This window comes from Paenibacillus sp. FSL R7-277, from assembly GCF_000517965.1.
In the GTDB taxonomy this organism is placed as follows: Bacteria; Bacillota; Bacilli; order Paenibacillales; family Paenibacillaceae; genus Paenibacillus_AQ; species Paenibacillus_AQ silagei.
In genome coordinates, this window is record NZ_ASPX01000036.1 from 64897 (window position 1) to 83126 (window position 18230).

Annotated in this window: 16 protein-coding genes and 1 riboswitch; of the genes, 1 reads left to right on the top strand and 15 read right to left on the bottom strand. The window is 55.6% G+C overall.

The window, feature by feature from the left end; all coding sequences use genetic code 11:
• Window positions 1-39: 39 nt before the first annotated feature.
• The 7 genes from C173_RS13880 to C173_RS34235 all read right to left on the bottom strand — a co-directional run bounded on the left by C173_RS13880 (window position 40) and on the right by C173_RS34235 (window position 6908).
• Window positions 40-2283, bottom strand: a complete 2244-nt coding sequence (locus C173_RS13880; RefSeq protein ID WP_036725714.1) for a DUF4129 domain-containing transglutaminase family protein — start codon at window positions 2281-2283, stop codon at window positions 40-42.
• Entirely contained in the window at window positions 2280-3530 is a 1251-nt protein-coding gene (locus C173_RS13885) for a DUF58 domain-containing protein (protein ID WP_036725716.1), read from the bottom strand. The genes C173_RS13880 and C173_RS13885 overlap by 4 nt, the downstream gene beginning before the upstream one ends.
• A gap of 1 nt (window position 3531) precedes the next feature.
• On the bottom strand, window positions 3532-4488 hold the full coding sequence (locus tag C173_RS13890) for an AAA family ATPase (protein WP_036725719.1): 957 nt from the start codon (window positions 4486-4488) through the stop codon (window positions 3532-3534).
• 221 nt (window positions 4489-4709) lie between these two features.
• On the bottom strand, window positions 4710-5060 hold the full coding sequence (gene spoVAE / locus C173_RS13895; protein WP_036697920.1) for a stage V sporulation protein AE: 351 nt from the start codon (window positions 5058-5060) through the stop codon (window positions 4710-4712).
• Complete coding sequence (gene spoVAD / locus C173_RS13900; RefSeq protein WP_036725720.1) at window positions 5057-6091, bottom strand: stage V sporulation protein AD; 1035 nt, start codon at window positions 6089-6091, stop codon at window positions 5057-5059. The genes spoVAE and spoVAD overlap by 4 nt, the downstream gene beginning before the upstream one ends.
• A 3-nt stretch (window positions 6092-6094) precedes the next feature.
• Window positions 6095-6592 (bottom strand): stage V sporulation protein AC, encoded by a 498-nt coding sequence (gene spoVAC, locus C173_RS13905; RefSeq protein ID WP_036725723.1) that lies wholly within the window; start codon window positions 6590-6592, stop codon window positions 6095-6097.
• Window positions 6593-6731: 139 nt separating this feature from the next.
• On the bottom strand, window positions 6732-6908 hold the full coding sequence (locus tag C173_RS34235; RefSeq protein WP_155991454.1) for a hypothetical protein: 177 nt from the start codon (window positions 6906-6908) through the stop codon (window positions 6732-6734).
• 153 nt (window positions 6909-7061) lie between these two features.
• Between C173_RS34235 and C173_RS13910 the strand changes: the two genes are divergently transcribed.
• Window positions 7062-8135: a M42 family metallopeptidase gene (locus tag C173_RS13910; RefSeq protein WP_036697912.1), complete on the top strand. Its 1074-nt coding sequence runs from the start codon at window positions 7062-7064 to the stop codon at window positions 8133-8135.
• A gap of 204 nt (window positions 8136-8339) precedes the next feature.
• Here C173_RS13910 and C173_RS13915 read toward each other — a convergent pair whose 3' ends face one another.
• From C173_RS13915 to C173_RS13950, 8 genes are all read right to left on the bottom strand, one after another.
• Window positions 8340-9485 carry a mannitol-1-phosphate 5-dehydrogenase gene (locus C173_RS13915; RefSeq protein ID WP_036725725.1) on the bottom strand — a complete coding sequence of 382 codons (1146 nt, stop codon included), beginning with the start codon at window positions 9483-9485 and terminating at the stop codon, window positions 8340-8342.
• Window positions 9485-9919, bottom strand: coding sequence for a PTS sugar transporter subunit IIA (locus C173_RS13920; RefSeq protein WP_036725726.1), 435 nt, complete (start codon window positions 9917-9919; stop codon window positions 9485-9487). The genes C173_RS13915 and C173_RS13920 overlap by 1 nt, the downstream gene beginning before the upstream one ends.
• 16 nt (window positions 9920-9935) lie before the next feature.
• Window positions 9936-12002 carry a BglG family transcription antiterminator gene (locus tag C173_RS13925; protein ID WP_036725727.1) on the bottom strand — a complete coding sequence of 689 codons (2067 nt, stop codon included), beginning with the start codon at window positions 12000-12002 and terminating at the stop codon, window positions 9936-9938.
• Window positions 12003-12110: 108 nt separating this feature from the next.
• Window positions 12111-13550, bottom strand: a complete 1440-nt coding sequence (locus C173_RS13930) for a PTS mannitol transporter subunit IICB (protein ID WP_036725729.1) — start codon at window positions 13548-13550, stop codon at window positions 12111-12113.
• A 474-nt stretch (window positions 13551-14024) separates the two neighbouring features.
• Window positions 14025-14888 (bottom strand): aldo/keto reductase, encoded by an 864-nt coding sequence (locus tag C173_RS13935; RefSeq protein ID WP_036725731.1) that lies wholly within the window; start codon window positions 14886-14888, stop codon window positions 14025-14027.
• A gap of 111 nt (window positions 14889-14999) precedes the next feature.
• Window positions 15000-15314, bottom strand: coding sequence for a DMT family transporter (locus tag C173_RS13940; protein WP_036725732.1), 315 nt, complete (start codon window positions 15312-15314; stop codon window positions 15000-15002).
• A 1-nt stretch (window position 15315) separates the two neighbouring features.
• Window positions 15316-15675 carry a DMT family transporter gene (locus C173_RS13945; protein WP_036725854.1) on the bottom strand — a complete coding sequence of 120 codons (360 nt, stop codon included), beginning with the start codon at window positions 15673-15675 and terminating at the stop codon, window positions 15316-15318.
• 58 nt (window positions 15676-15733) lie between these two features.
• Window positions 15734-15845, bottom strand: a riboswitch (guanidine-I (ykkC/yxkD leader).
• A gap of 62 nt (window positions 15846-15907) precedes the next feature.
• The gene (locus C173_RS13950; protein WP_036725734.1) at window positions 15908-18187 is read right to left on the bottom strand and encodes a glycoside hydrolase family 3 C-terminal domain-containing protein; all 2280 of its coding nucleotides are present in this window, start codon (window positions 18185-18187) and stop codon (window positions 15908-15910) included.
• Window positions 18188-18230 lie beyond the last annotated feature (43 nt).

The window sequence follows — 18230 nt, forward strand, 5'->3', positions numbered from 1 at the left end:
AAATCCCAGGGTCCGGCAGCATTTCACCACCAGTGGGCATTACTTGCCGGACTTCATGATTTTTCGCAGCCGCAAAGCTTCAGTATACACGCTGTGCCAGTCTTTGTCTTCAATAACCTCAGGGCTGTAATTCGCCCGCTCGAACATCTTCAGCAGTGCAGCAAGACTGCCTGCAGCTTGCGGGCGTTCCACGCTCCACCGTGCCACGGATTCGCGCAGGGTTTCATGCTCTTTCTTCAGCATACCCTTCCTGCGCATATACCTTACCCAGCGCTCCGTTTCTGCGGCAACTTTTTGCGCCGGAGTGGGCTGGCCGCCGAGGCGGATACGGGTAATCAGGAAGCGCAGGCTCAGCCGGCGCTGCCAGATCAGGAATAGGGTCCAGAGCAGGAGTACAGCCGCTGCTCCAGCCACGGCCCAGGTGCCGGGATGGAATCCGGAAGACTTGTCCGTCTGGCCCGCTGCCGCCGGTTCAAGCTCTTCAGGCTCCTCTACCTCTACCTCAGGTTGGTCCGGATTATCCTGCTCACTCTGCGTCAGCACCGGAACATCGAATCCTGGCGTTGCCTCAACAGGAACCCATCCGTAATCGCCGAAATAGATCTCGGCCCAGGAGTGGGCGTCTGCATTGGTAATCGTGTAATTGTTATTTACATAACCGGCAGCACCCTGCTGAAGCATTACGCTATCCGGAATCTCGGCCTGCTCCCCGGGAGCATATCCCTTCACCCAGCGGGCCGGTATATCCAGTGACCTCGCCATGGTGACAAGCGCCGTGGAATAGTAGTCGCAGTATCCTTCCCTGATCTCAAACAGGAAGCTCTCGACCATGTCCTTGCTTCTGGCCCGTGAGGTATCCGGCTGATTCGTGTAGGGAAAGGTTGCTTGCAGGTATTGCTGCAGCAGGATCGTCTTCTCGTAAGGCGTCTGTGCTCTGTCCGTAATCTCCTTGGCCAGCGCGCTCACCCGCTCGGGATAGTTATCCGGGAGCTGAAGATACTGCGGGTCGATATTCTTGTTCCCATAGAGCTGCTCGAAGGTCTGCTTGCTTAACTCCTGAAGGGGAACCACCGGCACCTCCGAGGTTACCACATAGGTCTGCGGATAAGCTCTTGTTTTGCCTCCGGGATTCCACAGCAGCTCACTGTCTTCACTCCGCCAGGACAAGCCGGTGCTCTGTTCCTGCCCGTCCACCGAGTCTACCCCCGAGATCGAATAGCCGCCGAACAGAACCGGATAACTGTTCCCTCCGAGCAGCTTGACAGTCTGCTTGAGCGTACGCGTCTCTGTCTTGGAGGCGGCAGCACGTTCCAGCGGCTCGCCCACCTGCACCTCGTTATGCGTTCCCCGGCCGGAGGTATCATCGTCTGTCCAGCCTTTGCCCGAATACACGCTGCGGATCTCGCCGCGCATATAGGTGCGCAGATCGGAGGTCACTTGCATGACCGGCGAATAATCGAAGTTGAAGCCCCCGCCCAGATTGTCATCGTTCAGGCTGTAGCCCGAGGTCGTCCCGTTCGCCGCTGACCCGCCGCTTGCAGCGTCCCCGCTCCCGGAGGAGGGTCTGGAAGAGACGGAGTTCCCATTCCACTTTTGCCAGGCGGTATAAGGGTCGGTCAAGGTGGGACGCACGCCCGGCATATTCACCCCGGCAAGGATGACCAGTGAGAAAACTATCGCTATATTCAAGGCAACCTTCATCGGATACCTCAGCATATAGGTCCAGCCGCGCGGATAATGCAGCTGGAAATTCCTCAGATGCCGGGTGACCAGCCAGCCCATCCCGGCAAAGACCGTCCAGGCTACCTCCTGCCACATTACCGCTGTCGTGAATGAATCCAGCGCGGCGAAGGCCGTGATATTCGCCGCGATGAACATCAGAATCCGCGCCTTGCCGTTCACCCACCAAGCGGACATAAGCAGCAGCGCCCAAGCCCCCAGCACAAACCACATGTACGGAATCATCGATACCGCTATCCCGGGCAGCCGGTCAAGAAATGCCGGCAGCAGAGGATCGGGAATGTAAATCCCGTAGCTGATAATCACGTTGTATACAATTAATACCACTGCCGCGCCTTCCAGCAGCATGCGGTACACTCTTTTGAACGGAAAAATGATTTCAATAGCTGTAACAGCCAGCAGGGTTAGCGCCACAGAAACGGTGGTCTCCTGCAGCCAGAAGGGCACCGTATAGGACACCCACTGCATGGCGATAATGCTCAGCCATAGCAGCGTCAGCCCGTGATGCCATGAGGAACGTATCGCCTGGAACCAGTGCTTCATCGGACAGAATCACCTCCAAGTACCGCAGGAAGCTCCTGAAGTGTGCTGATGCTATGTCCGGTAACGCCATGCGAGTGCAGAATATTCTGCCACTCTCCGGCCCGGTATTTCCCGGAAGGATGCAGAACATGAATATGGGAAGGGGTCATCCCCCGGTTCTCCGCCCAGCGCAGCGTATCCAGTACCACTCTGCCGCTCTGCGGACTGATCAGTACGAAATACGACCCCTTGGGGAACAGCCGCTGGACACTCTCCAGCCTGTCAATCAGCGGCCCCTTGCCTTCTGCGTTGATGTCAATCAGATACTGAATCATCTTTTGCCGCTCGGCATTGCCTTCCGCCGGACTGAACACCTTATTATGCTTATCCAGACAGCACAGGCCGATGCCGATCCGCTCCCGGATGCCGAAGCCGAGGAGAGAAGCCGTGACCGAGACTGCCAGCTCGAATTGTGCAGAGTTATAATAGCCGCTGGAGGTTCCGTCCAGCACCAGAATGGTTCTGGGAACGGATTCATGCTCGAATTCCTTCGACTTCCACTCGCCGGTCTTCGCCGTTGCATTCCAGTGAATGCGCGTCAGCCGGTCCCCGTAGACATAATCACGGACACCGTTGATCTGCGTGGTCTCGCGCCTGGACTGAAGCAGTGATACCTGCGGCCCCGACAGGCGCGCCTTTCGCTCATACAGCTGCCAGCGCGGCACTACGACGGCCCGTGGCATCACCCGGAATTGGCCTTCTGCCTTGAAGGTCCCCTTATGCTCCATCAGACCGAAGATATCCTCGCTGAGAATATCCGTATTCTCAAAAGAATAACGGCCCCGCTCCAGCAGCGGCGTCTGGAACAGCAGCTCGCCCCGTCCGCCCATGTTCGGAATCAGGCTCTCCTCGAACACCCAGGACTCTCCGTTATGGCGCTTCAGAATTTCTCTTACAACCACGTAGGGCAAAGGCAGAAATCCCGGAATGGTCACTTCCAGCTTCACCTTGAGAAAACCCCCGGCATAGAGCAGATCCGGCTTATCCTGTTCGGAATAGAAGCTGCGTGCACCTCTGGCCCGCCGGACCCCTTCAAGACCGCCAATGAACAGATACAGAAAAAGAACAGAGACCATGATGAACAGCATGAACGAGGTTTTGCCGCCCTGAAACAGCACGTAGAAGAGTGTAATGACCCAAATTGCCAGAACGCCCGTGAACTTCCTCAGCTGAACCGCAGCGGCAGCCCGCGTAAGTAAGGCCCTCATCTTATTGCCTCATGGTTACAGGCACATTAATGCTCTGAAGCAGCTTCTGCAGCAGGGAGTCCATGCTGACGTTGTCCAGGCGTGATTCCGGCCGCAGCAGGATCCGGTGTCCCAGTGTATACGGGGTCAGGGTCTTCACATCGTCAGGCAGCACATAATCCCGTTCCTGGAGAAAAGCGTAGGCCTTGCAGGCCATCATGAACGATAAGGATGCCCGGGGGCTTGCGCCCAGCATCACCAGCGGATGTACCCGCGTCTGGCGGACCACATCCAGCAGGTAGTTCAGCACCGGCTCGCTGATGAACACATCACGGATCTCCTCCTGAATGGCAGCAATCGTCTCCATGCTGGTTACGGGAGCCAGCCTGTCCACCGGCTGGCCCTGCTGATGGGTTAGCAGCAGGTTCTTCTCGGTATCGGCATCGGGGTAGCCCAGGCTGATGCGCAGCATGAAGCGGTCCAGCTGAGCTTCGGGAAGGGTATAGGTTCCCTCGAAATCTATCGGATTCTGGGTCGCACAGAGCATGAACGGATGCGGAAGGGGATAGGTCTCTCCATCGACCGTAACATTGCGTTCTTCCATTACCTCAAGCAGTGCGGACTGGGTCTTGGTGGTCGCCCGGTTGATCTCATCGGCCAGCAGGATATTGGTCATCACCGGACCCGGACGGAAGTGGAACATCTCATCACGCGGATGATAGACGGATACGCCGGTAATATCACTCGGAAGAATATCCGGGTTACACTGGATGCGCCGGTATTCGCCGGACATCGACCGGGAGAGCGCGCGGATCAGCTGGGTTTTGCCAGTCCCCGGAACATCCTCAATCAGGACATGTCCGCCCGCTAACAGTGCAGTCAGCAGCAGTTCTATTTCAAAGCTTTTACCGAGAATACAGGATTCCAGATTAGTGCGGACAGCGTTCATAATTTGCGTGGATTCTTGACGTACGGGCATGTATGTTAAACCCTCCTATATCAGAATAAGCAGTAATATATACATTTTACATGATAGGAGTACCGAAAGTACATGTTAGGCCAAGTGAATTTATAGAGCGGCATGCTAGATTTGTCTAAAAGAAACCCGCATCCGGCGTCGTACACCCCCTTCATATAAAAAGGGACCGCCATGGGCGATCCCGGAATTAACATATCTGTATACGCTCCATCTACCGTCAGTTACCCCTTCGGCCGGACCACCAGCGCCGCCAGGAAAGAGAAGACAATCGCCGAGGAAATCCCGGCGCTGGTCACATCGAAGATCCCGGTGACGACACCGACCCAGCCATCGCGTTCCAGCTCAGTCAGCGCGCCGTGGACCAGAGAATTCCCGAAGCTGGTAATGGGCACGCTGGCCCCGGCTCCGGCGAATTTCACGAGCGGATCGTAGATGCCAAAAGCATCGGCAGCCGCACCAAGCACCACCAGCGTACTCATGGTATGGGCCGGAGTCAGCTTCAGCACATCGAACATCAGCTGGCCGATCACGCATATCGCACCCCCGACCAGAAAAGCCCATAAATAAATCATGCTCCCTCACCTCCGATCTCCAGGGCTACCGCATGGGCTACGCACGGAATACTCTCCCCTTGCTGATAAGACAGCGGCGAGAGCAGCGCTCCAGTCGCCACGATCAATACCCGTTTCAACTCCCCCTTCTTCATCCGGCCGATAATATGCCCGTAGGTTACCGTGGCGGAGCAGCCCGCGCCGCTTCCCCCGGCAATGACATACTTCTGCTTGTCCAGGTCGTACATCATGAGTCCGCAGTCATTGAAGACCGTCTCCTCCATCGGGATGCCTTCCTTGGCCAGCAGATCCTTGGCAATCGGCAAGCCGACGGAAGCCAGATCGCCCGTAACAATCAGATCATAGTGACCGGGCGACAGCCCCGTATCGCGGAAATGTGCCGTGATGGTATCGGCGGCTGCCGGGGCCATAGCAGTTCCCATATTGAATGGATCTTTCAGCCCCAGATCCATGATGCGCCCAAGAGTTGCGTACACCACTTGCGGCCCTTGAACCGCCCCATCGTTCACTCCTACCACTGCGCAGCCGGAGCCTGTAACGGTATATTGGGCGGTGGGCGGCTTCTGCGAGCCATACTCTGTCGGGTAGCGGAACTGCTTCTCAACTGTACAGTTATGGCTGGATGTACCGGCCAGCGCATACTTGCCGCCGCCGGAATCCACAATCATGGAGGCGATGGCGAGGCTCTCCATCGAGGTGGAACAGGCACCGAACACTCCCAAGTAAGGCACGCCGAGCTTCCGCGCGGCGAAGGAGCTGCTGATGATCTGATTCATCAGATCCCCGCCGACGAAGAATTCCAGCTTATCCTGCTCCAGATTCGCATTCATCAGGGCGAGCTTGGCGGCTTTTTCGAACAGAGCGCGTTCTGCCTTCTCCCATGTCTTCTCGCCCATCTCCAGCGAATCATAGATGAAGTCGAAGCTTGAGGCCAGCGGCCCTTCCCCTTCTTCAGGTCCCACCACAGCGGAGGTCCCAAGGATCACCGGACGGTTCGTAAATTCCCAGGTCTGACTGCCGAGCTGCTTCATCGTTTAATGTGCACCTCCCCAGCCCATAACGGCATACACTACACCCACGATAAAAGCGGCAACGACACCGAACACAATAACCGACCCGGCCAGCTTGAACATGTTCCCCCCCACACCCAGCACCAGCCCTTCAGCCCGGTGCTCCAGTGCGGCGGAGCACATACTGTTGGCGAATCCTGTGACCGGAACCGCTGTGCCGGCACCGCACCACTGGGCGAGCTTATCATACACCCCGAAGCTGGTCAGTATGACGGAGAGCAGAATCAGAATGGCAACTGTCGGGCTTGCCGCCTCCCGGGAGGTCATATCGAATATCGCCATGAACGCTTCCTGGATGCCTTGTCCCAGCACACAGATCAAGCCTCCCGACAGGAAGGCACGTATACAATTCTTGAATATCGGACGGGAGGGTACATAAGGCTTGGCCAATTCCTGATAAGACTTCGGGGTCAGACCGTCAAGGTTCAGCTTGACGCCTGACTTTTTTGTTTTTGCCGGCAATGCAGACACCCCCTGAACTGTTGGATACGAAAGGGAACGGGCAGCGGGTAAGCTGTGCTGTAGTCCCGTCCCTTCGTGCTGTGCGGAATTAAGTTTTCCTTATTGTTCACTTCAGGCGGCCCCGTTATGTCCCTCCTGCTCAGGAAAAATAAAACAGCACAACAATCAGCAGCAGAAACAGCACCAGGATCAGCACTGCCTCATTCTCCCGCCCGTACCGGCGGCGGTACCGCCTGGGCAAGCCCTGCCTGCGGGCCGGCACTTTCCGGAATCCGCTCCGGCTGCCTGCCTGGGCTACGCTCCCCGAGAGCCACATTCTCCTCGCTTCCTTTCTCCGGCTCCTGCCTGCAGAGCCCTTACGGTATAGTATTCGCACAGGGAGTCTCTGTGTTCATTTGCCCTCCCGGCATGGACAAGCGGAGTAAGAATGTTCATACTAGATGTCATAACATAAAGGAGCGATATATGTATGAATACAGACACACTTGAATTGTTCAAAACATTAACAGAATTCCCCTCAGCCTCCGGCTTCGAGCGCGAGCTGCGCGCTTATGTCAAGGAGGCTATGACGCCTTATACGGACGAATTCGTACAGGACCGGCTGGGCAGCCTGTTCGGTGTGATGCGCGGTGAAGCTAACGGTCCCAAGATTATGGTGGCCGGCCATTTCGATGAGGTAGGCTTCATGGTTACCGGCATTACAGACAACGGGATGATCCGCTTCACACCGCTGGGCGGATGGCTGGCTTCGGCCGTGGCCTCACAGCGCCTGCAGATTATTACGCCGAAGGGTACGCTGAACGGCGTGGTCGGCAGTACACCTATCCATCTGCTGAGCGCGGATGAACGCGGCAAAGCCGGGGAGATCAGCAAGATGTACATCGATATCGGCGCAGACAGCCGGGAAGAGGCGCAGAGCTTCGGTGTAGCTCCAGGACAGCAGGTCGTGCCGGTCTGCCCGTTCACACCACTCGCCAATCCGAAGAAGATTATGGCCAAAGCCTGGGACAACCGCTATGGCGTTGGACTGGCTATTGAATTAATGAAGGAACTGCACGGGCAAGCCTTGCCGAATACGCTCTACTGCGGGGCTACCGTTCAGGAAGAGGTCGGGCTGCGCGGTGCCCGGACAGCTGCAAATCTGCTGGCACCGGATATTTTCTTCGGGCTGGATGCCAGCGCCGCTGCCGATATGACCGGCGACCGCCAGGCCTTCGGCCATCTGGGCCAGGGCGCGCTGCTGCGTATTTTTGACCCGACGATGATTACCCACCGGGGACTGATTGAATATGTGCAGGATACAGCTGATACCCATAAGATCAAATACCAGTATTTCGTCTCCCAGGGAGGAACGGATGCGGGTCAGGTGCATCTCAGCGGAATCGGTATTCCTTCAGCGGTGATCGGGATCTGCTCCCGTTACATCCACACGGCAACCTCGATCATCCACAGTGATGATTATGCGGCAGCCAAAGAGCTGCTGATTAAGCTGGTACAAGGACTGGACCGCACGACACTGCAGACGATTCTGGAGAACAGCTAGAGAATCTCCCGATAAATTGGGGCTTTAGCTCCGAAGCCTATTCAGGTACTTTGCGGGGACCCCAAAATATATAAAGTCTTTTCTTTCAAGCGAAAAACGGTATTGCCACTCTTTTAAGAGTCACAGACTAACGCAAACAGCCGCAGGGATAAGCTTATAGGCTTTCCCTGCGGCTGTATTTTTATGTTGTTAGCTCATATGTTCTTAGCTCAGCTTCGCGTATTGCTCCATCGCCGACTGATGAATAGGGTGATCCGCAGCAAGACCCGTGTACTTCGTCAGCGCTGCTTCTGCTCCAAGCTCCGCGATTGCGGCTTGCAGCTCCACCGCTTCCGGGTCATCCCCCTCCTTGAACAGCAGCGCACCGGCCATGGAACGTGTCAACGCGGTGTAGCTCAGCCCTCTGTCATACGCCTGCGTTGCAGGGGATACCAGACGGTCATTTGGCGACAGCTTGCGCAGCGGCGAACGGCCTACACGGGACACCTCATCGGTCAGCGCCGGATTGCGGAAGCGCTCCAGGATTTTATCGATATACTTACTGTGCTCCGCTTCATCGAAGCCATGCTTCTGGACCAGCACTGCGCCGGTCTCCTCAAGTACCTCACGAACCTTCGCCGTTAACGCCTCATCCGCCATAGCCTGCTGTATGGTCTCGTAGCCCTGCAGATAGCCCAGGTACGCCGCAGAGCAGTGCCCCGTGTTCACAGTGAAGAGCTTGCGTTCAATATACGGCTCCAGATTCTCTACATAATGCACACCTTCAACCGGCGTATAGCCCGGGATCATCTGCGAGGCGTCCACCACCCATTCATAGAACGGCTCAACGACCACCTTCAGAATATCCTCATGCTGCTGGAGCGGAACGATCCGGTCCACTGCCGCGTTAGGAAAAGCAACCGAAGATTCAGCCTTCGCACGGGCAGCTTCATCGAGCTTCGCGTACACCAGCTCCTTGAGCTGTGCACTGCCGCCAATCGCATTCTCGCAGGCGATCACATGCAGCGGCGCGGAGGAGACAGCTACTCTTCTGCTGATGCCATCAGCCAGTACACCCGCGATATGCTTCAGAATCGACACGCCGACCGCCGTAGTAACCAGATCCGCTTCAGCAATAGTCGCCGCCACTTCATCCGCATGCGTGACACTGCTAAGAGCCGTTACATTCTTCACGATGACCGTTTCCTGACCGTCGCTGGCCAGCGTGACCGGATACTCGCCGCGTTCCTTGAGCTGGGTAACAAAGGCCTCATTCACATCCACAAAAGTAACTTCATAGCCCGCCTGCGACAGCAGTAGCCCGATGAAGCCCCTGCCGATATTGCCCGCGCCGAAATGGACCGCCTTCATTACTCCAGTCCCCCTTCGAAGATTGCAATAACATCAGCAGCCGTAGGGGCGTTCATGACGCGGTCAATGGCATCATCCTCGGTGAAAATCATCGCCACGTTCGTCAGAACCTCCATATGCCCGTCACCTGCAGCTGCAATGCCGATGACTACAAACGCCGGCTCATCGCCGCCGAAATCCACCCCGTCCGGGAAGCGGATAATAGACAACCCTGTTGACTTAATAAAAGGCCGCGCTTCTTTGGTACCATGCGGAATAGCCAATCCGCCGCCCATATAAGTGGACACCACTTTCTCGCGCTCCAGCATCTTGGGAACATATTCCTCCGTTACATGCCCTGCATCGACCAGCAGCTTGCCCGCCATCTTGATGGCTTCGTATTTATCGTTTGCCGCACCGTGCATAATCACTTTATTTTCTGACAGTATACTCATATGGTTTCTCCCGCTTTCAACTTTTATTTTGAAAAAAATGAAGCAGCTCCGAGGACAAATACCCCCGGATCTCTGACTCTGAACGTTCTTCCAGCAATTGAACCAGCTCGGAATTCAGAAGCAGTGCGCTGATCTCGCTGAGCACCTCCAGGCTCTCCTTGGAGAGTCTGCGCGGAGCCAGCATGAGCAGAATGACTCTGACCTCTGTATCCCCCTCCAGAATTACGGGCTGATCAAGCCGGTACAGGGTCAACGATGACAGGTGAATATGGCTGCTTCTGGTATGGAACAACGCCAATGCGGTATCGGGTATCACTTGGCTGGTCATCCGCTCCCGTTCGAGCAGACGCTCCAGCACAATACCGGCATCCCCGACCACGCCGTTTCCATTCAGTGTCTCCAGCATCTCCACTATCGTCGCTGACAGATCCATCCCCTTATTATCAATCGGATGGAAGCGGAACCGCTCCAGCAAGCTGACGATCTCATCCAGAATACCCTTGTAGCTCCTGAGCCGTTCAAGCGAGGCTTCCTCCCGCACCGCCTGGTCCGGTTCACCGGACATCCCCTTCCCTCGTTCCCGCAGGGTAGTATTCTGGATGTAATTCAGCAGCTTCTCAATCTCCTCCGCTGTGAGCAGGGGGCTGATCTTGATGTAACGCTCCTTATCAATCGGCAGATCAATGGTAGATATAATCAGATCGTAATCTTCATCCGGCAGGCGCGCCGCTTCATACCAGGAGATGTTGCCCAGAATCTCAATCTGCGGCATTTCCTTGGTCAGCCGGGTGGCGAGCAGACGGGAAGAGCTAAGGCCGCTGGCACAGACCAGAATGGCTCTTACGTTGCGCCTTAGCTGGTTCAGCCGCTCTGCGGAAGCTCCGAAATGCATGACCAGAAATCCGATCTCTTCATCCGGAATCGCAAGTTCCAGCTGCATATCCTCCACGGCTGCGCGGATGATGTTGAACAGATATTCGTAATCCCTGCGGATCGGGCCGAGCAGCGGATTGCGGATGCGTGTGCCTTCCCGGATCCGCTTCAGCGCCGGATCAATATGCTCCAGCAGCCCCTCGCGCAGAGTACGGTCACTCTGGAAGGGCAGCCCTGTCCGCTTGACCACACTCTCCGTCAGCTTATAGACAATCTCCATTAATTCAATATCGCCATAGGCGTAGCCCGACGAGGAGAAGGAATCCTGGACCCGGTCGAACAGCCCGGCGATATACAGAATCTCTACCCGGGGGATTTTCAGCTTAAGCACCTCAGCGAGCTGCCCCACAAATCGCTCGGCTCCGGCAATGTTCCGGTGATCGGACACCCTGGAATAGCCCGCATCCGCCCCGCTGTCGATGCTTCGGCTAAGCTCAATCCTCCGGGTAGTGACAGCAAGGGCCAGGAGCATCTCCATATAGACAATTTCGGGAAGCTCCGCCGTCCATTTCCATTCCATATCCCACAGCGTATTCTCTACTTCCATAAGGTTGGATTGTCCAACTGTAGTTAATAGAACACGAAAAGCCGGATTGCTCTCAGCCACAGAACCATGGCCGACCAGATCGGACAAATCCAGATGCTCTGCGGCTAACCGGCCAATCGCCCGGCGCTTGTCGATCTCGCTGCCGGTGATTTCTACGCCGTAGCCTCGTCTACGAACCAGCTCCAGGCCGAACTTACGGACCCATTGCTCCAGTTCATCCAGATCGTAGCTAATAGAAGCAACTGTAACCTTGAGGGAATGCGCAAGTGTGAACAGCTTCACCGGCTCCTCTGCCTCCAGCAGCACGCAGAGCTCGAATACCTTGCGGTCTTCGCCGGAATAATCCGCCGGCTTCTCTTCCCGCAGGAATAGGCGCAGCTCCGCAAGACCGGCCTCCGGGCCGCTCAACTGGATTCCTTTGCCTGATTTTTTGATGAGATCAAGACCAAAGTCCTCAAGCGCGGACTCTATATCCTCCATCTCCCGGTGTACGGTTCTTACGCTTACCCCGGTAGCCTCGGCAATTTTTACAGCGGTAATCTCTCCGCTGGCTTCAAGCAGAAGCCACAGGATCTGGCGCTGTCTGGCGGTAATTTTCGTCATTTCCGCTAACCCTCCGCCTTGCATCAAGCAAAAACGGCTATACCGTCCCTCAGAGGACGGCATCCGTTTCAGCGAGAACTATATACTTAGATTTTACACTTGTGCCTCTTACTTCAAACGTTCTACGAGCTCATCGTATTTCGGGCTCTTCAGGAAGTTGTCGATAGAAATATGCTCGGCATTCGGATTGCTGGCAATCGCCCGGTCCGTCAGCGTCTTCTGGGTAACCACGATATCCGCGTCGGCAGGAATTTCACTGACGGCAGAGTTAGTCACCGTGATGTTGACCCCTGCGTTCTGCAGTTTCTTTCTCAGCACCGATGCCCCCATGGCACTCGATCCCATCCCTGCATCACAAGCGAATACGATTTTGTGGACACTTGCTTTGTTGCGGATATTGGAAGCCACGGTTGCTGTAGCCGCAGTCTGAGCTGCAGTACCGGCCGACTTCATGTCTTTCATTTTAGCTGCTGCGTCTTCCAGATCCATCTCTTCATCATCATTCTTCTTCACAGACTTCAGCAGGAGAGCTGCAAGCAGGAAGGATACGACCGTAGCAACAATTACCCCTGCCAGCATTGGAAGGTATCCACCTTTTGGCGTCATTGCGAAGTAGGCAAAGATACTACCAGGAGAAGGTGACGCTGTAAGTCCTGCGCCAAGAAGCTGGAACGTGAATGTACCGGAAACACCGCCGCCGATGACTGCCAGAATCAGACGCGGGTTCATCAGGATGTAAGGGAAGTAGATCTCATGAATCCCGCCCAGGAAGTGAATGATTACTGCGCCTGGTGCAGAAGATTTCGCAGAGCCTTTACCCACCAGCCAGTAAGCCAGCAAGATACCAAGTCCGGGACCAGGGTTGGATTCCAACATGTAAAGAACAGACTTACCTATTCTTAAAGATTCTTCTGTAGCAATAGGAGTTAAGATGCCGTGGTTAATCGCATTGTTCAAGAACAAAACCTTGGCCGGCTCAATGATGATATTGATGAGCGGCAGCAGGTTATGGTTCACCAGGAACTCCACGCCATTCGATAGAATATTGGTCAATCCTTGAACCAGCGGTCCAACGCCTTTTAAGGCTCCAAGCGTCAAAGCGCCGCCGATGATACCCAGTGAGAAATTGTTAACCAGCATTTCGAAGCCGGCTCTGATTTTGCCGTCTATTGCTCTGTCAAACTGCTTCAGAATCCAAGCAGCCAGCGGACCGACAATCATCGCACCCAGGAACATTGGAATGGTTGTACCTACGATAACCCCCATGGTCACCAGCGCGCCGATAACTGCACCGCGTTTGCCGTGAACCATCTGTCCGCCGGTGTACCCGATTAGCAGCGGAAGCAGGTAAGTAATGATTGGGCCTACCAGTGCTGCCAGGCTTTCATTGGGATACCAGCCGGTCGGAATGAATAATGCTGTAATTAATCCCCAAGCGATAAAAGCGCCGATATTCGGCATAACCATACCGCTGAGCATACGTCCGAATTGTTGAACCTTCACCCTTCCACCGCCGGATGAAGCTTGTTTCGTTGCCGTTGTGGCCATTTAAGATGCCCCCTTATTGTAATGAACGGGAACCTTCCGCAACTCTTCCTGAAAGGTGTTTCCCTTTGAACACATCGTAAATCAAAGCGCTTTCTTTGTCACCAAATTGAAAACACGGTTTCGGCATGAACATTGTTGACAACATTTAAGAGCTCCTGCCAAGGGGCTTAAGTCCAGTATCCGCCTTGCTTCCAACGGCCTACAAGCTTCCTCATAGGATGCACAAATTCCCGTATAATATCATCTAAGGCTTAGGAAGCGTACAAGAACGGAATCAACCTATGTACGCTCCTCATTCGCGGTCTGTAGCCGCTATACGGCCCACACACCTTTGCGCCAGCACATTGTATTCGGTTTTCCACATACATTCGGCCCGCGCACCTTAGCAGCTTCATATTTTTGTCTCCTAGAACAACAAAAAAGCCGCCCCCTAAGCGGAGACAGCTATACCATACAGCAGCGGTTAAGCTATGATTAAATCATGTCCAGCGGAATCTTCCACGACGGCTGGGGAAAAGCATCGTCGAGCTGCCACAACTCTTCGTCTGAAAGCACAAGCTTCGCGGCAGCGGCATTCTCATTCACATGTTCGCAGGTGGCGGCTTTGGGGATAGCCAGGATATCCTCGTCCCGGATACTCCAGGCCAGCAGAACCTGCAGCGGAGTGACCTCATGATTCCGGGCAATCTGCTGCACAGCTTCATTCTCAGTCAGCCCTTTTCTCAGCGTGCCTGCCTGGGCCAGCGGAGAATAGGCCATGACAGGAATCTTATGTCCTCTCAGCCAGGGCAGCAGATCATGCTCGATCCCTCTTGAGCCCAGATGGTAGAGCACTTGATTGACTGCGCAGTGATTGCCGCCGGGAATACTCAGCAGCTCCTGCATATCTGCCGTATCCAGATTGGATACGCCCCAGCGGGCGATTTTACCGGAAGCCACCAGTGCCTCCATCCCCTCCACGGTCTCTTCCAGAGGAATGTTGCCGCGCCAATGCAGCAGGTACAGGTCCAGATGGTCCGTGCCGAGCCGCTTCAGGCTGGCTTCGCAGCTGTTAATCAGCTTAGTCCCGCCCGCATTATGCGGATAGACCTTGGAGACCAGGAATACGCGGTCGCGGATTCCCCGCAGCGCTTCACCAACCAGCTCCTCGGAACGTCCGTCCCCGTACATCTCAGCCGTATCAATCAGATTCATACCCAGCTCCACACCCTGGCGAAGCGCAGCAATCTCTTCTGCCCGGTTCGCCGGCTGGTCGCCAATCCTCCACGTTCCCTGCCCCAGTCTGGGCAGCACAGCTCCGTCCTTCAGGCGGATATTCTCAGATACAGGTCTGCTCATATGTGATAAGTCTCCTTATTAAGAATAATGTTCTTACTAACTATACTTACCATAACCGGGGCAGCGAAACATCCGTTAAGTGTCCAACTCAGTAACGTTTCAGCGGAATTCTCAGCCAATCAGCTTCAAGCCGGCTACGGCTCCCAGGATCAGCACAATGCAGAAGATCCGCCGCGGATCGCGGGCTTCACCGTAGAACAACATGCCCATAACCGCTGCCCCTGACGCTCCAATTCCTGTCCAGATCGCATAGGCAATTCCCATCGGCAGACTTTCCATCGCCAGAGACAGCAGCAGGAAGCTTGCCCCGAAGCCTAGAATCAGAAGGCAGACAGACTGCCAGTTGCGGTCCTTGTGCAGCTTGCCAATCATGGCAACCCCGAACATTTCACATATACCGGCGGCAATCAGCATAACCCATGCCATATCAGTTCAGCCCCTTTGTCTGTTCAGATTCAGCCTGAGCCGGGGTAACCAGCTTCAGTCCGACGACCCCTGCCAGCAGCAGGCCAATCAGCAGCAGCTTCAGCGGCCGCAGCGGTTCACCGAACAGGACTCCGCCCGCAAGAACGGTACCTGCGGTTCCAAGTCCGACAAATACAGCATAGACCGTCCCGACCGGCAGCCTGCCGCTGGCCCAGATGAGGGCGTAGAAGCTGATCAGTATCGCCGCTGCCGTAACCGCCCATTCCCATGGAGCGGAGGCATGCTTCAGCCCGATGACCCATACCACTTCAAAGCAAGCAGCGCCTGCAATCATGATCCAGCTCTTAGTGCTCTTCTTCATTTCTCCTGCCTCCTGTTTCATAAAATAAGCCCGGAAGGTTATCGTCATTATTGACGATACCTCCCGGGCTTTTGTCCCTCCGTGTATACACGGATTGGCTTCATCCGTGTGTTCTCCCTCGGACCAGGCCAGCGGTGTGTACCTGCTGCGGAACCCTAGAGAACTATTAACTGCTTATGAACTTACACCGTATGTTAGCAAACTACGCTGCGGAATGCAACCCCTGCATCTCTTACTCCTGTCCGGCCAGCCTGTTCAGCTCCTGCAGATCCGCTTCCAGATCCGCCTCGGTATACTTGCCCTGGCCGAAGCCGATCATGGCGCGCAGCGGCATATATTTCATCATGGCCAGCAGCATCTCCGGATTGTCGCCAAGCACATCCTCCAGCCCGAACACGCTGCTGAAGCTCTTCGCCTTCTCCTCCGTCAGCGGATTGGCAAGCAGGTCACCGACTGTGGTGTTGCGGTGGAAGCGGCCGGACAGCTTCACGGTGGATTCCACCTCAAGCTCCGTGCTCAGACGGATATCGCGCGAGGAAGATCCTACAGCGATCTTGAACCTCCCGCTCTCCACATGCCAGTCGCCTAACTGCACATTATAATAAGCGAAGGAACGCTTATCCAAGGTGAAGGTTACGGTGCGTTCTTCCCCCGGCTGCAGCTCAATCTTGCCGAAGCCCTTCAGCTCCTGCAGCGGACGGATCACACTGCTCTCCACATCACTGACATACAGCTGCACGACTTCCTTGCCCGCTCTGCTGCCGGTGTTCTTGACAGTGACCGATACCTGAACGGTATCTGTGTCCTGAATGCGGGTCTGATCCAGCAGCAGGCGGCTGTACTCGAATTCCGTGTAGCTGAGGCCGTAGCCGAAGGGGAACAGAGGCTCGATTTCTTTTTTGTCATAATAACGGTAGCCTACGAACAAGCCTTCCTTGTACTCCACCGTATCGCCTTCACCGGGGAAGTTCAGGAAGGACGGATTGTCGCTCAGCTTCATCGGGAAGGTCTCCGCCAGCTTGCCGCTCGGGCTCACATCGCCGAATAACAGATCCGCAACCGCACCGCCAAAAGCCTGACCGCCCAGGTAGCCTTCAAGCACCGCCTTCGCCCTATGCAGCCAAGGCATCTCGACCGGCGCGCCGTTGCTCAGCACTACAATAATCTCGCTCTGAACCTCGGCCACCGCTTCGATCAGCGCCTTATGGCTCGCAGGAAGCAGCAGATGGCTACGGTCATAGCCCTCCGATTCGTAGCGGTCAGGCAGACCAAGGAACAGCACAGCTGCATCCGCCTTAGCTGCTGTATCACAGGCTTCGCGCAGCAGATCAGCATTGATGTCATCGCTCTCCAGCTCATAGCCCTGTGCGTACAGGAAGCTGGCCGCATCCCCGGCAACGGCCTGCAATTCAACGAAGGCATCATCCATCCGGCTCGGATTCACATGCGAGCTGCCCCCGCCCTGATAGCGCGGCTGCTTGGCGAATTCACCGATCACGGCGATCCGGCCGCTCTTCACAAGTGGCAGAATCCCGCCTTCATTCTTCAGCAGCACCATACTCTCCCGGGCCACTTCGCGCGCAAGCTGATGATGCTTCTCCGGGTCGAAGACCGCGTGCGGGTTGCGGTTTTCGACACTTTTGAAGATAAAGGCCAGTATCCGTTCTACAGCGAGATCCAGCGTCTCCATAGCCAATTCTCCGCTCTTCACAGCCGCTACAATCTTGGCGTCTCCGATTCCTGCGCTTGACGGCATTTCCAGCTCCAGCCCTGCTGCCAGTGCCTTTACCCGCTCATTGACAGCTCCCCAGTCGGACACGACGAAGCCTTCGAAGCCCCATTCCTCGCGCAGCACCTTGGTCAGCAGCTCATAGCTCTCGGAAGCATACTCTCCATTCACCTGATTGTACGAGCACATCACACTCCACGGCTGGCTCTGCTTCACGGTGCCTTCGAAGCTGGCTAGATAAATCTCGCGGAGCGTCCGCTCATCAATAACCGCATCCACTGACATGCGGCGGTGTTCCTGGTTATTGGCGGCAAAATGCTTCAGCGACGTCCCCACTCCCTGGCTCTGCACACCCTTCACATGATTCGCAGCCATCTCTGAGGCCAGGAACGGGTCCTCCGAGAAATATTCAAAGTTCCGCCCATTCAACGGAGAGCGCTTGATATTATTGCCTGGTCCGAGCAGAACGGCGACATTCTCCACCTGGCATTCCGTTCCCAGCGCCTCGCCCACCCGGAAGATCAGATCACGGTCCCACGAGGAGGCCAGTCCGGCCGCTGACGGAAAACAGGTTGCCGGTACACTGTTATTCAATCCAAGATGGTCTGCGTCACCCTGCTGCTTGCGGAGACCGTGAGGACCGTCCGTTACCATCACTGAGGGGATACCCAGACGTTCAATGCCTTTGGTGTTCCAGAAATCCAGCCCGGAGCAGAGTCCGGCCTTCTCTTCCAGTGTCATTTGCGAAATGAGCTTTTGAAGCTCTGTTACGTCCTTTGCCATTATATAGCCTCCTATGAATACGGTTTCTTGACTCCATTCTATA

Coding starts and splice junctions, on each gene's coding strand:
- spoVAE (WP_036697920.1), bottom strand. CDS start 5,060: ATGATTTATTTATGGGCTTTTCTGGTCGGGGGTGCGATATGCGTGATC.
- C173_RS13920 (WP_036725726.1), bottom strand. CDS start 9,919: ATGAGTATACTGTCAGAAAATAAAGTGATTATGCACGGTGCGGCAAAC.
- C173_RS13940 (WP_036725732.1), bottom strand. CDS start 15,314: ATGGCATGGGTTATGCTGATTGCCGCCGGTATATGTGAAATGTTCGGG.
- C173_RS13890 (WP_036725719.1), bottom strand. CDS start 4,488: ATGCCCGTACGTCAAGAATCCACGCAAATTATGAACGCTGTCCGCACT.
- spoVAD (WP_036725720.1), bottom strand. CDS start 6,091: ATGAAGCAGCTCGGCAGTCAGACCTGGGAATTTACGAACCGTCCGGTG.
- C173_RS13930 (WP_036725729.1), bottom strand. CDS start 13,550: ATGGCCACAACGGCAACGAAACAAGCTTCATCCGGCGGTGGAAGGGTG.
- C173_RS13935 (WP_036725731.1), bottom strand. CDS start 14,888: ATGAGCAGACCTGTATCTGAGAATATCCGCCTGAAGGACGGAGCTGTG.
- C173_RS13950 (WP_036725734.1), bottom strand. CDS start 18,187: ATGGCAAAGGACGTAACAGAGCTTCAAAAGCTCATTTCGCAAATGACA.
- C173_RS13910 (WP_036697912.1), top strand. CDS start 7,062: ATGAATACAGACACACTTGAATTGTTCAAAACATTAACAGAATTCCCC.
- C173_RS13880 (WP_036725714.1), bottom strand. CDS start 2,283: ATGAAGCACTGGTTCCAGGCGATACGTTCCTCATGGCATCACGGGCTG.
- C173_RS13925 (WP_036725727.1), bottom strand. CDS start 12,002: ATGACGAAAATTACCGCCAGACAGCGCCAGATCCTGTGGCTTCTGCTT.
- C173_RS13885 (WP_036725716.1), bottom strand. CDS start 3,530: ATGAGGGCCTTACTTACGCGGGCTGCCGCTGCGGTTCAGCTGAGGAAG.
- C173_RS13915 (WP_036725725.1), bottom strand. CDS start 9,485: ATGAAGGCGGTCCATTTCGGCGCGGGCAATATCGGCAGGGGCTTCATC.
- C173_RS34235 (WP_155991454.1), bottom strand. CDS start 6,908: ATGTGGCTCTCGGGGAGCGTAGCCCAGGCAGGCAGCCGGAGCGGATTC.
- C173_RS13945 (WP_036725854.1), bottom strand. CDS start 15,675: ATGAAGAAGAGCACTAAGAGCTGGATCATGATTGCAGGCGCTGCTTGC.